This is a genomic window from Sphingomonas sp. Leaf20 (assembly GCF_001421535.1).
Classification (GTDB): domain Bacteria; phylum Pseudomonadota; class Alphaproteobacteria; order Sphingomonadales; family Sphingomonadaceae; genus Sphingomonas.
In genome coordinates this window covers 11886-25957 of sequence record NZ_LMKN01000002.1, presented here as the reverse complement: position 1 = coordinate 25957, position 14072 = coordinate 11886, and the positions used below count along the sequence as shown (strand labels likewise).

The window sequence follows — 14072 nt, the reverse complement described above, 5'->3', positions numbered from 1 at the left end:
ACACCTAAGATGCATTCTCCGGCACAATCGGTTGGCTGCGCTTCTGCGCCATCACGCTCACGGCGTTGTTGGCAACATGGTCAAGCAGGACGCTAGCCCCCTTGTCGAGATAGTTGCGCACAACCGTTCCGTTCACCAGTAGGAACTGAAGGTGCGTAGCCTGGGTAATCTCACGAGCGTAGGCGAATGCCTCGCTTGAAAAGTCGCTAGTGGTGACGACAGCGACAACGTGCGCTTTGGAATAGATGGCGAGGCCCACCTCCTTCGCGACATCGCCAAGACTTACGCGTCCGGTGATGCATTTGCATTGAAAGTTCCAGCGCGAGAACAGGAGGTTCTTGCCCTCAGCGGTCAGATCAACCTCTGCATGGGCTGTATCTCGACTACGAAGCCGGAACGCTCGCGGTTCGAGGCCGATGTCGAGGATCATCTTGAGTGCGAGAAGTTCGAGTCCAAGCCCACGATCATAAGTCTGACTGCTTTCAAGCAGGCGGCGGACCTCTGAACGTGGGAGATCGATCTTCGCGCGAAGGTCTGCCGGCACGATCTGATCGAAGTCCGGGAGAATCGCATCGATCGGAATGCCGATCAACTTCGCCGATGGTCGGATCGGACCGCTTTTACCACCGCGTCCGGTTGGGGTGACGCCGTCGGGCACTTCTATCCAGCCGCTATCGACCAACGGCTTGATGACCTTGGCGCGTATCTGATCCTCATCGAACCGGCCGCGGTGATCTCGGAGACACTCGTCAATGACCTGCTTGGCAGGAAGATCGACGCCCCCATTTCCCTCCGCGATACGCCGCAGAATTTGAAGGAAGATTTGTTGAGCGAGCGGAAGTTCGGCGAAGCCGGAACGCTCTGAGGCTGAGATACCAAGCGCTGCCTTCATCACCGCCTCGTCCGGTTCTGGGTTGGCCAGGCCATGACGTTTAAACAGCCCCGCTTCGATCATCCAATTGAGAAGGGTCGTATGGTCGGTGGTGGCATTCGAGAGGCCCTCAATGCCGATTACCTCGAGCTCACGTTTGAGGCTTTCCTTGCTAAGCTTCTCTCCTCGAGCGTTGAGCGAGCGAACCGCATCAATGATCGTCATGCCGTTGCGTGTATCGACAACATGGCGAGCGAGCAGGCGAGCCGCTTCCGTCGCATCGGGTGCGACAAGGATGGTTCTACCAGCGTCGGTAAGTGCGAGCGGTACACGCGTCATCAGCCCAAGGCTGGTCAGTGTTGCAGGGGTGTTTGTGCTTGCCCGTTTGTTACCGGCGCTATTGAAGAAGACGCGGTCCCATTCGGCGATCACGGCCACCAAGTCAGGTGCCAACTGATCAAGGATCTCAAGCGGGCGCCGGACATCTTTGATGATGCCCGGCGAGAAATCGTTGAAGGATGGTAGCCGCCTCATGCTGCATCCCGAAGTGGTGCGCCTATCGCCTCCGCGACACTGCGACCAACCGCGGCGGCAAGCAGTGGTGGCACTGCGTTGCCGATTTGGCGCCATTGCTGCTCAACCGTTCCAGCAAGCGCAAAAGCATCGGGAAAGGTTTGCAAGCGTTTGATTTCGCTGATCCGTAAAATCCGGCTGCGCCAGTGGAACGGGCCCATATTGTTCGATCGACGTGCCTGTATTGTCCAGGAGGGCATATCGGGGCTCAGCTTCAATAGGAACGACCAGTAGCGACCTCGCCACTTGAAGGTAGGCTCAGGATGCCCTCGTTTTTCTGTAAAATAAAGGTAGTTGTCGCCAGGAGGTACTTGCTGAAGGAGGCCATTATGCTGACCGCCTGCAAAATGACCTTCATCCGATGCATTCTCTTCAGTATCTAGGTCAGCCAATACGTCTCCTGCTGTTACCCAAGGCAGAAGAGACGAGGTAGGATCGTTAGAGTGGGTAGGCTTCGGAAGCTCGATGCGCGCGTCAAGAGAGCCTACCACAAAGCAGCGTTCTCGAATTTGGGGCACGCCATAATTGGCCGCGTTCAATACCGCTGTGCTGACTTTGTAGCCTAGCTTCTCGGCTCGTTCGATGATTGTCGCCAGCGCGTCAGCGTGAACCTTGTAGGCTAACCCCTTCACATTCTCGAGGATGAAGCCACGGGGCCGCACCCAATCGAGCATGTTAAGGTAGCCGTTGATCGTTTCCCAGCCATTGGGATCATCAAGCGCGCGGGGTTTGTCCTTTAGGTAAAAGCGGCTTTTTGAGAACGGAGGGCAAGGTGGACCACCGGCGATCAAATCAATTTCGCCAATCTTGCCGCCCAGCTGAGAAGCCAGATCGGATCGGGTTAGGTCGCCGATCCGGCCAACGACGAACGGTGTGGCTGGCATGTTTTGACGCCAGGTTTTCGCGCACAAACCCTCGAAATCGGAAGCAAGCACGGTTTTAAAGCCGGCATCGTGCAGTCCGAGGTCAAGGCCTCCGCAACCGCTGAAAAGACTTATACTACGCAAACGCTATTTTCCTTATCGATCTACGGTCGCGAGCACAGCTTCAACCATTCGCCTAGCAAGTGGTGGCGGCACTGCGTTGCCAAGCTGACGGACCCGATCGCGTCGACTGCCAATGAGTTCATACTTTTTTGGGAAGCCTTGCAACGCAGCCATTTCAACCGTGCGCAACCGTCGGCTCGACCAATGAAAAGGGCCGGTCCACGGACCCGGCGAAGCAGCGATCGTCCATGATGGTCGATCGGGCGATAGCTTCAAAAGAAAATTCCAGAAGCGTGTTTCGGTCTCGAAGGTTGGGTTAGGATGCCCTGCCCAAGCCGTGTGCGCCTTGTAATTTCCTCCTGGCGGCACTGTTTTTAAGTGCTCGGCCCAGCGACCGGTGACGAGTTCCCCGGGTTCGAAATATTTGGGACGATCAAAACCGACCAGTGCCTCACCGGCGGTGACGACTGGCTTGCGGCCTTGGACCCCCTTGAGCGTATGTGTAGGTTCGGGGGCAGTCGGCTTGCCGCGTTTTGCTCCAAGTAGAAATACCCGCTCGCGTGCCTGAGCGACACCATACTCCGCGGCATTGGCTGTCACCTGAGTAACCGCATAGCCTGCTGCCTCAGCTGCGTGCCGGAAGCCATCGAGCACAGGCAGATTACGAGGGTGCTTAATGCTGGGGACGTTTTCAAAAACAAATCCATCCGCATTCGCTTCGAAGATGAGGCGCCAGAACTCCTCAATGAGTGTGCGTCGCGCATCTGGACGAGCTGTGGTTGGGGCCGGAGGGCGGTTCACCGTGACGCCTGCCGCGCGAGCGCGACGGTAGCGAGATTCCTCGCCGTCCTCGATCCAATAAGCGGCCTTTGAAAAAGGTTGGCATGGCGCACCGCCAACTACGATAAGTGGGTCGCCAGGCGCTAACCCTGCGACTTCTCGTAGGTCCAAACCTGTGATGGCAGCTACGTCGGCCTCGAGCACGGCGCCATGATAGCTCTCGTTGGCACGCAGCGTTCGGCAAGCAATTGGATCTATCTCAACACAAGCACGCACCTCACAGCCAGCGTCGGTTGCTCCTATGCTAAGACCGCCGGCGCCGGCGAAAAGGTCGATAACCGGCATCCGCGCACGTCCCTTGCGAACAGGAGATGAGCTGGTGGAAGGGACCTCAGCGTCGCGTGGTCTGGTAGCCAAATCAAGCAAAGCCATATTCAGTTACGCAGCCCGAACTTGAGTGGGAGTTGTGCGCTCTCCCCCTGCTCGACAAGTTGATCAACGGCGTATCGGACCAACCAGGCGACGCTCACTTTGTGCTTTAAAGCCAGCCCTTTGAGAGCTGCTTCCTGTGCACGGCTCAGTGAAGCCGTGACACGCACCACGCCCTCTTCCGCTATCAATGCCACGACGTACCCCGATGCAAATTGCAGCATTCTTCTGCACTGCGATTCAGGTTGATGCAATATCGGAACATAACAAGACCGACGAGAAAAGCGAATAAACATCCCCGCATCCCGGAATAATAATATTCCACGAGGTTGTATTCCATACAGATATATGCCATATCGTTGTTATCGAGGAATGGCATGCCTCGATGGCGGGGCTAAGCAAAAGCGAAAAGCCTGCCTTGTGCCATGTAACGGAGAACGAAAATGATAACACAAATAATAGGCGCTATACCTAGCGTCGTTAGAAAGAAAACAACATGGCAAATAATAATGATGTGAAGCTCGCAGGTAGTCTGATTGCGACTATTGGTTCTTGGTCAATGTCGGATCAATCCGTTCTTGACGGTGGTCTGGTCCGTCCCCTGCGTATCCATGGATTTGATATTGTGCATGCCGCACTGCTGATTCCTACCACTGTTTTGTCGGTGGAATGGATGGAGCCCGTCGAAGACATGAGTTATCGTTGGGCAAAGGTCGCTTTGGATTTGGGAAGCCGCAGCATTTTCCTGCGGGTGGAAGCCTACGAGGACGGCAGCATTATGGTGTCGGGGGTCTGATCTTAGGCTCGGAGAATAAAGATGAAAACTATTAGAGATAAGGAGGTCGGCGTTGATTGGCGCCCTCAGTGGGAGGGCGCTGATCTAGCTCGAGTTGAAAAGCTCGAAGCCGAAGCCAATAGAAGCGTAAGTGCCTTTAGAAACTTTAGGAAGATGATTGGTCTTACTCAAGTTCAAGTTGCTGAACTACTTAATACAACCCAGGCGAACGTTTCCAAAATGGAGAAGCGTCGGTCGCTTGATATGGGTGTGATCATATCACTTGCGTCGGCAAAAAATATAAAGGTAGATATAAAACTTACCATGGAAAATGGCGAGTCTGTTGACTTTGAAGATTTAGCGCCATCACTTTTCAGTGACGAAATGGCATAGTAAAACTCGAAGAAAATTATAAGTTTTACTATGCGCGAATGATTGACGGCGGTGATGAAATCTCGCTAACTGGCGACTTGCGTGGTTGATGGCGATATCTCCGGGGAGAGGTCGACCCGTTGCGAGAGTTGGGCCGTTGTGAAGGTATCGCTTTCTCCCACGACGTGGCAACCGTAGAGAAAGTCGTCGCCAAACCAGCGACGCTCTTTAACGATGGCATCGAGTGCGAAGCGAAATGTCAGTTGGGCCGATAGATCAAACCAGTCCTCTGTGACGAGGTCTGTTGCGGAGAGCCAATCGTAGACGTAGCGGCACTCGTCGAACGGGATTACGTCCAGGAACATGCGTGTGGTCTTGCCCTCCGCAATATAACTAAAGCGTGTCGTCTCCCGAATATTGGGGTGCGCAGGATATGCGAGTTGCGCGAAGGCCGGATAAAAACCGATCTCGTGGGTCGGCCAGTCGCACAGAAACGGCATCATCTGGTCGTAGGGGAAGTCCTTCATGGCTTTCATGGCGGGCGTCCAGAGGGCCTCGTCGTGGCGCCAAGCGTAGAAGCAGGCGATTAGGTCTTCTGCGGGCAACTTACTTGGAGACGAGCCAAGAAGTTGATTTTTCCATGCCCTCGCGAACTCCTTTACCCTCGATGAGGGCGCTCTGAAATTGACGTCCGTCGGGTAGAAACCCAGCCAAGCCAGTGTCCAAATGAGCGAGAACATGCTGGAATCGCTGATAGCATCACCGTCCATGTCGACATCGGTCGGTTGCCATGCCCCACTCTCATCTTCTCGGAAGGCGTCGTCGTTAAACTTAGCAAAACGCCGTCCACGTGCAGCCGCCTTGGTCAGGTTCTCGTCGAACAGTACTTTGTACAAGCCTCCATCCACAAGCCGCGTGGTGGGCGCCACGATCTCTGCGATGTCCATGATCTGACGGGTGATGAATGAGCCGTAGTTTGCACCAAAGTTCGTGCGTACCTCCTCCGGGAAACTTGGCGATCCTTGATCCCAGTTGGCGTCGTCATCCTCCACACCATTGCCTTTAGGCTCGGAGCCCGGTTCATGGTCATATGGTGAGTAGCCGTAGACTGGCGGCCCCTCGATCATATCCCCGTCGCTTTCGACGAATCCTTTTGGGAAGAGGTAGGCAGCAACGAGCGAGGAATAGGTCTCGAGCGTGTGCGACTTCGACACGTCTGGTTCAGCAAAGTTTGTTACCAGCACGCCGAGCGGCGACAGGGAACTGGTCCGGAATATGTCCACAAGCAGCTTCGTCGTCTTCTGCTCCTTACTCGGAAGGGGACCGCACGCGTCCAGGTAGATGATGTCAAAGCGTCGGGGTGTTCCAACGAAGTAGTCTCCGATACTGACGGGGACGAACTTAACGCCGCGCAGTCCGAGCGACCTCAAATCATCAAGTCCGGTTGCGATGGTGTCCGTATCCACCTCGAACGCCCAGATATTTTCGGGCCGGAGACCCAATTCCAGCAGCGCAAGGAGATCGTTCGAAGGCTCGGGGCCGGCCAGGTAGGCGACGGTCAGGTCGGCTGGAGATCGCGTTCCAACGGCCTCCTGCCGGAAAGTCTGCCAGGATGAGATGTCGCTATCCTCGCAGGAGGGAGCCGTGGCAACTCGAATGGCGTCGTCGCTCTCTGCAAACGCGGCCTTAATGCGAGACGGATAGTCGGCCGGCACGATCGCCGCCTCTTGCCTCCGCGTTGTCAGCAGTTCGACTGCGTGCGCTAAAGACCGCCGCCTAGCCGCGTTTTTGGTGGGTTGATTGTAGCTGGGCGCTTTCGGGGGTTGGTCGGCTTGGTCAGACATTGGACTGACACTAAACTGCCGACAGCGGGCTGCAAGGCGTTCTTTAATCGTGAGTTCATGACTGCGGTTTGCGTTTCCCTCACTGCAGATGCCAACACGCTAAAGCTCTGCCCTTTCCGCCTGTGGACAAAGGCTAGAGGAGCGCCTGCCCAACGTGAAGTTTGGTGAGGCGTTCGCAGTCGAATTGGCGCGTAGTCTTGCTCGAGGGGGCACAGTCATCACGGGTGCGTTAGTGCTTGAGGTCTTACAGCGGCTGCTTGCCTAAGGGGCCGGGACCCTGCGGTAGACACCGCAGTGCGTGAAAAGGTGCAGCGCTGGGTCGGGCTTGCACCGCAGCTCATTGTGGATTTGCCTGTACTAAGTTCCAGAGTTCATTGAAGGCGGCGAGGTTTACGATCCCGGCATCGACTGCGCGGGCACGCTCCAGGATTGGGCCAAGGTCGCCCGTCGCCATCTGAAGCGACTGGCGATCGGCGAGGGCATCAATCAACCGTACAGTCGCTCGAGGGTGCAAATCCGGATGCGCCGACCCTGCCAAGAGATGCAATTCATAGAAGGCGTTGGTGCGAACCATATACCGAGTGACAACATCGACCGCGTCGGAAAAACTGACGTTTGTCGCGATTGCGATCCGCGCAAACTGCTCCGACGTCAAGGTCGAACGAAGCTCTACCTCTACGGGCCAAACCTGTTGGAGCCATTGCGAGACCCGCCCGGTCCAAATCGTATCTGCCGAACGAGACGGCGGCTTGCCGGATGCTTCGTCCTCCGGTTCATCGGGCTGCGCCAAGAAGGTCTCAATCCATGACAAGGCCGACGCTCGCAGATTATCGGTCATGGACCGGATGGCGTGTCGCACGGCCACGGTCGGCAGTTGTTCGTGATCGAGATCGATGCCAACGAGCATCAGCAGCTGCACCAGCGATTTTGCCATCTCCCCGATCCGAGCGAGGCGTTCGGGCTCAAAAGTGGCGAGAAAGAAGGGCCGTAGCGCGGGCCAGAGCTTCTCATCGATCCGCGGCTGCCAGGCGTAACCTTGCCAAACCGCAGTCGCCTCAGCTTCATCCTGCGTCCAGTCGAAGCTTGGGATCAGGGTCGACTGTGTCCAGTCGGGATCGACGGCGAAGAGATAGGACAGACGCGCCGCTGCGATAACCCGCGCTGGTCTATGCGATGGCTCTCCCATCGACATGAGGGCATCGGCGCGTAGTCTAAGGTCGCTTGGGATCTTGGACGACACTTTAAGCGAACGGCCAAAGAGAAGAGCAAAGAATGCCTGAGCTAGGCGACCCAGCGCGTTATTGATCGCGTGGCTGACAGCGTCGTGCTCATCGGCGCCCTGGATATTGTTGGGATTGTCTGCGACGGCCTCCAGCGTGCGATCTAACAGCCGCCACACAGCGTCTTCCCCAGTCGGCGACGGGCGGCTACCCGCTGCCGCCTCCAGAAAGTCCGCGCAGGCTCTTGCTACGTCCGGTTCATTAATTAGGGCGTCGGGGACGAGTTCGAGCGCGGCAAGTATGCGGGATCGCCGTTCCGGTCGCTTCACGCTCTCTCGCAAGCCCCAGAGACCATATTCCCAAATGTCTCCGGGGCCAGGATTTTCACCCTGCGCCAGCCGCTCGAGGGTGGTTATTGCGCTCTCCGGATCCGTATCGGCGAACTGTTTCCATGCGTCGAGCAGACCTTCACGAAGATCTGTTGTCCCCTGTAGCGTCCTGACAAGCTCATCCTGAGGAAGTTTGGCAAGGTCATCGAGCCCGTAGTCTGTGTCTGGCCCGACGCTGAATTCAGACCAGGACGAAAACATTACGCGTTCGCCTTCCGGGGCCGCCCATTCCGGATAGGCCGCCTCGATGCGATTCAGTTCGGTCCGAAGGCGGGGATCAAGAGGCGGATCGCCGACCCTAGCAACAACTGTCAAACGGTCAAAGATTCGCCTGTCTCGCGACCGATCCCGTTCGTCGTCCGCGACGCGAGTGAGCAAGGCGTGAGGTGGCCCGGCGAGAAGGACATCGACGATCCGCTCACGCGCGGCCGTCGAACCGGTCGCCCACATCGCGCTGAGTAAGGCCATGGCCTCCTTTCGACCGCCTGACGCCCAGATCATCTTCGTCTCAGCCATTGAGGAGCACCTCCACCTTTTCTGTCTCGCTGAAGTGGCAACTGTGGGTCACCGCGGCAGCGACGAGCCTTCGAAAGGACAGGAACGGCAACGTTTGCCATCGCGCCACGGCCGCCCGGCTCGCGCTGCGATCGTGCGCGTCGATGTGCTCCCAGCCGCGCCAGATCAGGTCGAACAGCAGAGTCCATTGGCGGTGCTGATAATTCTGTTCGTGCGGCTCCACCGATGGCCGCTGAAGGGAACTCGGATCATTGTCGGCATTCGCTTCGTCAGCGGCCGCGAACAAGTGCAGGGCCTGGGCGAGTAGCCCCGTCAGATCATCGTTCAGCCATCCCCAGAATTCTGCTGCACCTGGGCGTCCGTTGACGGTGTCGATGAACCCTCTGACGTGATTTTGATCGGTCAGTTCTACCTCGGCGTCAGCAATCTCCGAAATTCGATCCCCAATAGGATCGCCCGCCAGCTCGGGATGGGTGGCATCGCGGTAACTGCGATAGTTAGAAGTTGTGAAATCGAGGAGTGGCCGCAGTCCGGCGAGGATTTCCTGCCTAATCCATTCACGGTCAGCCCCGACAGTGTAGGCGCCCTGGGCGGTCCAAAGCGAGCCGGGATCATCTCGACGGCGAGCGCCAACCCAGCCCCCGTGTGACGAGACAATCCACCAGAACCGCCTGAAGCCTTCCCGCAGTTCCGTTTCTTCCGGTAGCTGCCGGCGGATCGCCTGCCTCAAACGTGGATGAAGCATTCGCCCTTGGCCAAGCTTCTCGATTACGTGTTCTACGAGGCTTTCCGTCCCAAGATGGCGGCAAAACCATGGCAGCAACGCAAAGCCGGTCGGCGTCAGCGCGATATGACGGCTATCCGACTGAAGCGGAAAGAGGGGGATGAAGTCTAGGTCAGGTGCCGGCGGGGCTGACCGTTCGGCTTTGGCCGCCTCCCTCGTCGCTTTCTGATGGGCCTCCGACCGCGCTATGTCTCTCGCCTCAAAAAGGGGCAGCCATTCGATCGGAGGTCTTGGCTCGACCGCTGCAAAAGTTCGCGCTCCATATCCTTGATCGTCCGCCCGTCCTGCCACCGCCCAGATCAAATTGGCGGTGTCGGTCGGATCGATCGCATCCGGGCGGCGAGGAGCAATCTCGCTGATGACGCGGCCTACGCTCGACAGAAAATCGTCGCGCCAGTCGGCCCATTGGACAATCGTCTCACGTAGTGCCGCATGATGCGAGGTGTCGGCATAGAAGATCGGTTCCAGGTTGCGATCGTGAAAGGGCTGGCTGTCCGGCGGCTCTGCGCCCTCGAAAGGCGAAAATATGTAGGCCGGCCCGCGCGGTTGCCCCGATCTCATCTCGAGATTCTCCGCGGCGAAGGCATCGGTCATATAGCGCAGCACCGGATCGTTCAGGCTGTATCCGAGGAACAGAACGGTAAAATCCGCGAAAAGCCGCACAATGAATCGAGCGGCCCACCCCTCCGTCAGATAGGCACGGCCGAAGTCCGAGCTTGTCAGTACGAGATGCTGGTCAGAACCTCCTAGGCGCCCATGAAGATAGACTAGGCTTCGCCAGCTTGCCGCGCGATCGTCACGCGGGATGGGAAGGATAGGACCGGCATGAAACTGAAAATCACGTCCAAAATCCAGGCCACGGCGCGCCTTCTCGAAGAAGGTGTCAAAATTTGTCGTGACCAAACGCATTCCATTGCTGCGACGGAGCCGGGACAGCCGAAGAATGGCCCGGTGGAGCGCGAGGCTCGTCGGGCGCCTGTTTAATCGCGCCGCGACAACCTGACGCACGTTATCCGGAGTGTATCGGCTCTCGAGCGCTCCAAGCATTCGGTCCGGCCAAAGCCATTCCCGGTCGTCGGTTGGCTTCGGATGGGTCAGAGTGTCATAACAGTGAGCAACAAGACCGTTGTAGCTCGGCAGGCCGGCGCTCATCGATACCCCGGCACCACAGAAGATGACGACGCGGTCATCTTCCAAGTCTTGGACAAGCCTGTCCGGTACGATCGGCCCGTTGCGGACAAATTGGGGCATGCGGACTTTAGGCTTTCAATGCGAGCGCTTGAGAATTTTCAGCGACCGTTAATGGGCAGATTTAGCCTTCTGAGGCTACGACGCGCCGAATACGATGCCCTCACGATCGTTGTGCTTTACGCGCCTGCATTTCCGTAAAGAAGCGCCGAGACGGCTGGGTTGACGACAACTGCCGATGCATGCGGCCTTCCTCCGTCAATTCGGCGGGACTGACGACGAACGCACCCTTCACCCGGCCTCGAAGCCAGCATTCGGCTGGAAGAGTGGATCCGTTGCGGCGTCGGTCAATTTTCAGGAAAAAGATGAAGCTGCCGACAGTGAAGCGGACGATGTTCACACCGTCCTGCCGGTCGGGCATCGGGGTGCGATAGAAATACACGTCGCCGTCCAGTTCTACGATCCTAAGCATGGCAACGTCGATAGAGGTCGGGATCGATATGCCGCGCAGCGCCACATCGGCGAGCACGTCGCGATAAGGACCGATGTCGATCCGGCCGGGCTGTGTGGTTACCGCATACTTCCATGCGATGCCGGCCGCGAACTGCACCATGCGGTCACCGTCGATTGGGTCCGCCCCGATGATGCCGCCCGGCGGGGCCTTTGCCTTTCGCAGTTTACGCAGCAACTCAAGCGCATAGTCCTCGTGGCCGCCCAGGAGGGAGTCGCAGGGGCCGCACAGGATACTACGATCATAGACTCCCGTATTGCTGACCCTCGGCCGCTCGTTCCCTTTGTGCAGAATCAGATGCTGCTCGCCGCGCTCCCTTTTTACCTCGGCGACGAACGCCTTGGGGATTAGGTGCGCGTCGATCGTCTTAGGTTCTCCGCAGATCAGGCATGCCATTCTCCGACGATATCGGCTGACCTGCGCAGGTCAACACACAGCGGCGTCAGATCGGTACGTGCTGCGACTCCATTCCGAGAGGGGTTGATGGGATCCTTTGATGAATACCTCGCGGTGGCAATGTCCGCAAAACGACCGTTTGTTGAATGCCCCCAAGTCAAATCTCTGTCCGCGCCGACATCTTTATTCCTGTCGCATGATCGAACCAGCCAGCCAAGGCGACGCCGTTCGTTGTCGCTTTTACATTTTGGCGGGCGCCACGGCTGGAAGCAGCCGGATCGCAGTTCGATGTCACCGTTTGGCGCGATCGATCCGTAGAAACGTCTCGCCTACCTGATCGCTGAGGGTACGAAGCGCCGATAGGAGCACCAGATCCCGATCGCCGAAATACTCAGGCGGTAGTGCGTGATTGACCAGGTTGAGGCTCAGAACGCACATGTGCGCGGGGTCAGTAAACCCGCTGTCGCTCCTGCCCACGAGCAGGCCAGGCTGGTCGTTAGGCCGCTCGACCATGCCGAGGCTGGCACGTGGTGGCTTGGGTCCGGCGTGTATATCGTCGGACGCCCATCGGAAGCGTGGGCGCCAATGATCGAGGCCGGTGGCGAGTTCAAGGTCGTACAAATTGGCGCGCTTGCGACCGATTACCGGGAAAGCCCAGCCCAGCTCGTCCGCAAATTCGGGTCCGAACTCTTGGACCAGCGTATCGCGCACTTCCTCAACACGCGCGAGTTCACCCTCAGCTAAGGGTGCCATCCCTGATCGTGGCACATATTCCTCGTGCTGGCGGAGCGCCTTGGCGCTGGCCACGCCGCGATGGGCGAGGAAGCGCCGCGCGATCTCGTCGTCGTGGCGAGCAAGGAAAGTTGCCGTTACCGCAAGTTCATGCAGCGTGCGCCATCGGCTGAGCGCACCATCTGGAAATCCCTCGTGTAGCAGCGTCTGGATCTCGTTGGCGACCCGGACGGCGCGTGCATGCAGGAGGACGAGTGCCTCGAAGCGGTGGTTGCGCTCGTTAACGGCAACCGGACGACCCCGATCATTGTAGCTCGAACCCAGTTCTTCGCTCAGGGCGATGAACATCTGGAGCAGGTCGAATCCCTGCTTCCAGCGTCGTCGGCAGGCGCGTCGGAAGGCGGTATCGCTGGCACTTCGCTCGGCGAGCAAGTCGGGAAGGCCCGCCCGGAGGGACGCCAACAATGCCGCCCCGCCAATATTCGTCTCTTCCAACTTGGCCGCGACTGGAGTGTCGAGACCAAGGCTGGTGCTCTCGCCATCGCTTGGCGTTTCAGCACGCTTATCGTCCGTCATCGCCCATCTCAAAGCCTCCCCTGCCGTAGCATAATTGGTATCCCATGCCGCAATTGACAGAGCCGCTCGCCTAGCGGGCGCTCGATACCGCACTCGCCAAAAATCCCCGCCCGCGTTACAGATAGACCATGGAATGCTTTCGCATCGACGAGAGTGGGTACACCGGCTTCGATCTTCTGAACCGTGACCAGCGCTTTCAGGGGGCGACCGCGGTTGCGATCTCCGATGCGGACGCGTCCGCGCAAAAGCATTTGGGGCGAGCACCGGGGGGGCCGCACGCGATATACATCATTTCCTCGCCGATCATCGATAGCGCGTCGCCTCGGCTTGCGACCTCGCCCGAGCCGGCCAGCATAGACGGGAATGACGCATGACCTTTTCGCGCCATTGGAACACCGGTGATCGACCAACGGACGCTAACCTCACCTACATGGAATCGCTCGCCACGTTGTGGCGCGGTATGACGGTTGAGCAGTTCATGGATAAGCTGAGGGGCGTCATCGGTCTTCAGCGAATGTTGCCGAAAGCCGTACAGGATCATTTCACGCTGCCATTCCTCTATATCGGCAATTCTGCTTACGATTGGTTGCCGGAGCGACTGCAGGAAGAAGTAACGACCTTATGTTCCGCGCTCGAGGCGGGCCTGAAGGCGGTCCATAACGATGAAGCACTTGCCAAAGGCGGCTCGGCCGATCTCAGCGATCGGCCGGCAACAAGGGGCGAAGAGGTCCGCGCAGCGCTTGATGCCTATCGTCAGCACCCCGGCAGCCGCGAACTGAGCCGTTTGCGGCAAGCTGCGTCGGGTACGTCGCTGCACCGCTACATCGATCGTCTCGACAAATGGCTCGCCCGCAAGCGTCCGTCATCGCCGGATCGACCAATCGAGTATGAGATTGCCAGCGTTCTTGGCGACATCTCGAGGCGCGTTGACGACTTGCACCATGAACCGTCGAGCTACGAGTTCAACGAGCAGCGGCGCGCGGCGCTGGCGGAAGCGCTAAGAAGCAACATGTAGGAAACCTTCCATCGAACTCGATCGCTCTAGAACCTTAATCGCTGCGCAAGGGCTAGTAGTGCCGGTGTACATAAAGCGGCCGTTTTCTCACCGCCTCGGCAGAGCCGGTTTGCAT

Annotated in this window: 12 protein-coding genes; 3 read left to right on the top strand and 9 right to left on the bottom strand. The window is 58.1% G+C overall.

Features of this window, described 5'->3' with window-relative positions; genetic code table 11:
* Nucleotides 1-4: 4 nt before the first annotated feature.
* The 4 genes from ASE72_RS07895 to ASE72_RS07890 all read right to left on the bottom strand — a co-directional run bounded on the left by ASE72_RS07895 (nucleotide 5) and on the right by ASE72_RS07890 (nucleotide 3935).
* The gene (locus tag ASE72_RS07895; protein WP_056019316.1) at nucleotides 5-1405 is read right to left on the bottom strand and encodes a restriction endonuclease; all 1401 of its coding nucleotides are present in this window, start codon (nucleotides 1403-1405) and stop codon (nucleotides 5-7) included.
* Complete coding sequence (locus ASE72_RS19595; protein ID WP_082445895.1) at nucleotides 1402-2451, bottom strand: DNA cytosine methyltransferase; 1050 nt, start codon at nucleotides 2449-2451, stop codon at nucleotides 1402-1404. The genes ASE72_RS07895 and ASE72_RS19595 overlap by 4 nt, the downstream gene beginning before the upstream one ends.
* A 12-nt stretch (nucleotides 2452-2463) precedes the next feature.
* On the bottom strand, nucleotides 2464-3555 hold the full coding sequence (locus ASE72_RS19590; protein WP_082445889.1) for a DNA cytosine methyltransferase: 1092 nt from the start codon (nucleotides 3553-3555) through the stop codon (nucleotides 2464-2466).
* An 89-nt stretch (nucleotides 3556-3644) separates the two neighbouring features.
* Nucleotides 3645-3935, bottom strand: coding sequence for a hypothetical protein (locus tag ASE72_RS07890; protein WP_156350285.1), 291 nt, complete (start codon nucleotides 3933-3935; stop codon nucleotides 3645-3647).
* A gap of 200 nt (nucleotides 3936-4135) precedes the next feature.
* On the opposite strand from ASE72_RS07890, the gene ASE72_RS07885 reads away from it, so the two are divergent.
* Nucleotides 4136-4435 (top strand): hypothetical protein, encoded by a 300-nt coding sequence (locus ASE72_RS07885; protein WP_156350283.1) that lies wholly within the window; start codon nucleotides 4136-4138, stop codon nucleotides 4433-4435.
* Between the two features lie 21 nt (nucleotides 4436-4456).
* A complete protein-coding gene (locus ASE72_RS19585) occupies nucleotides 4457-4807 on the top strand; it encodes a helix-turn-helix domain-containing protein (protein WP_082445888.1) in 351 nt (116 codons plus the stop codon).
* Between the two features lie 65 nt (nucleotides 4808-4872).
* Here the strand turns inward: ASE72_RS19585 and ASE72_RS07880 are convergent, their stop codons facing one another.
* The 5 genes from ASE72_RS07880 to ASE72_RS07860 all read right to left on the bottom strand — a co-directional run bounded on the left by ASE72_RS07880 (nucleotide 4873) and on the right by ASE72_RS07860 (nucleotide 12942).
* Complete coding sequence (locus ASE72_RS07880) at nucleotides 4873-6501, bottom strand: hypothetical protein (RefSeq protein ID WP_156350281.1); 1629 nt, start codon at nucleotides 6499-6501, stop codon at nucleotides 4873-4875.
* Between the two features lie 466 nt (nucleotides 6502-6967).
* Nucleotides 6968-8755, bottom strand: a complete 1788-nt coding sequence (locus ASE72_RS07875; RefSeq protein WP_056019305.1) for a hypothetical protein — start codon at nucleotides 8753-8755, stop codon at nucleotides 6968-6970.
* Nucleotides 8748-10790: an SIR2 family protein gene (locus ASE72_RS07870; RefSeq protein WP_056019300.1), complete on the bottom strand. Its 2043-nt coding sequence runs from the start codon at nucleotides 10788-10790 to the stop codon at nucleotides 8748-8750. Before ASE72_RS07870 ends, ASE72_RS07875 begins: the two co-directional genes overlap by 8 nt.
* 100 nt (nucleotides 10791-10890) lie before the next feature.
* Complete coding sequence (locus ASE72_RS07865) at nucleotides 10891-11634, bottom strand: hypothetical protein (RefSeq protein WP_056019297.1); 744 nt, start codon at nucleotides 11632-11634, stop codon at nucleotides 10891-10893.
* Nucleotides 11635-11925: 291 nt separating this feature from the next.
* Nucleotides 11926-12942: a DUF5677 domain-containing protein gene (locus tag ASE72_RS07860; protein WP_056019294.1), complete on the bottom strand. Its 1017-nt coding sequence runs from the start codon at nucleotides 12940-12942 to the stop codon at nucleotides 11926-11928.
* A 370-nt stretch (nucleotides 12943-13312) separates the two neighbouring features.
* On the opposite strand from ASE72_RS07860, the gene ASE72_RS07850 reads away from it, so the two are divergent.
* Entirely contained in the window at nucleotides 13313-13957 is a 645-nt protein-coding gene (locus ASE72_RS07850) for a hypothetical protein (protein ID WP_156350279.1), read from the top strand.
* Nucleotides 13958-14072 lie beyond the last annotated feature (115 nt).

Coding starts and splice junctions, on each gene's coding strand:
- ASE72_RS07895 (WP_056019316.1), bottom strand. CDS start 1,405: ATGAGGCGGCTACCATCCTTCAACGATTTCTCGCCGGGCATCATCAAA.
- ASE72_RS19590 (WP_082445889.1), bottom strand. CDS start 3,555: ATGCCGGTTATCGACCTTTTCGCCGGCGCCGGCGGTCTTAGCATAGGA.
- ASE72_RS07890 (WP_156350285.1), bottom strand. CDS start 3,935: ATGTTTATTCGCTTTTCTCGTCGGTCTTGTTATGTTCCGATATTGCAT.
- ASE72_RS07885 (WP_156350283.1), top strand. CDS start 4,136: ATGGCAAATAATAATGATGTGAAGCTCGCAGGTAGTCTGATTGCGACT.
- ASE72_RS19585 (WP_082445888.1), top strand. CDS start 4,457: ATGAAAACTATTAGAGATAAGGAGGTCGGCGTTGATTGGCGCCCTCAG.
- ASE72_RS07875 (WP_056019305.1), bottom strand. CDS start 8,755: ATGGCTGAGACGAAGATGATCTGGGCGTCAGGCGGTCGAAAGGAGGCC.
- ASE72_RS07870 (WP_056019300.1), bottom strand. CDS start 10,790: ATGCCCCAATTTGTCCGCAACGGGCCGATCGTACCGGACAGGCTTGTC.
- ASE72_RS07865 (WP_056019297.1), bottom strand. CDS start 11,634: ATGGCATGCCTGATCTGCGGAGAACCTAAGACGATCGACGCGCACCTA.
- ASE72_RS07860 (WP_056019294.1), bottom strand. CDS start 12,942: ATGACGGACGATAAGCGTGCTGAAACGCCAAGCGATGGCGAGAGCACC.
- ASE72_RS07850 (WP_156350279.1), top strand. CDS start 13,313: ATGACCTTTTCGCGCCATTGGAACACCGGTGATCGACCAACGGACGCT.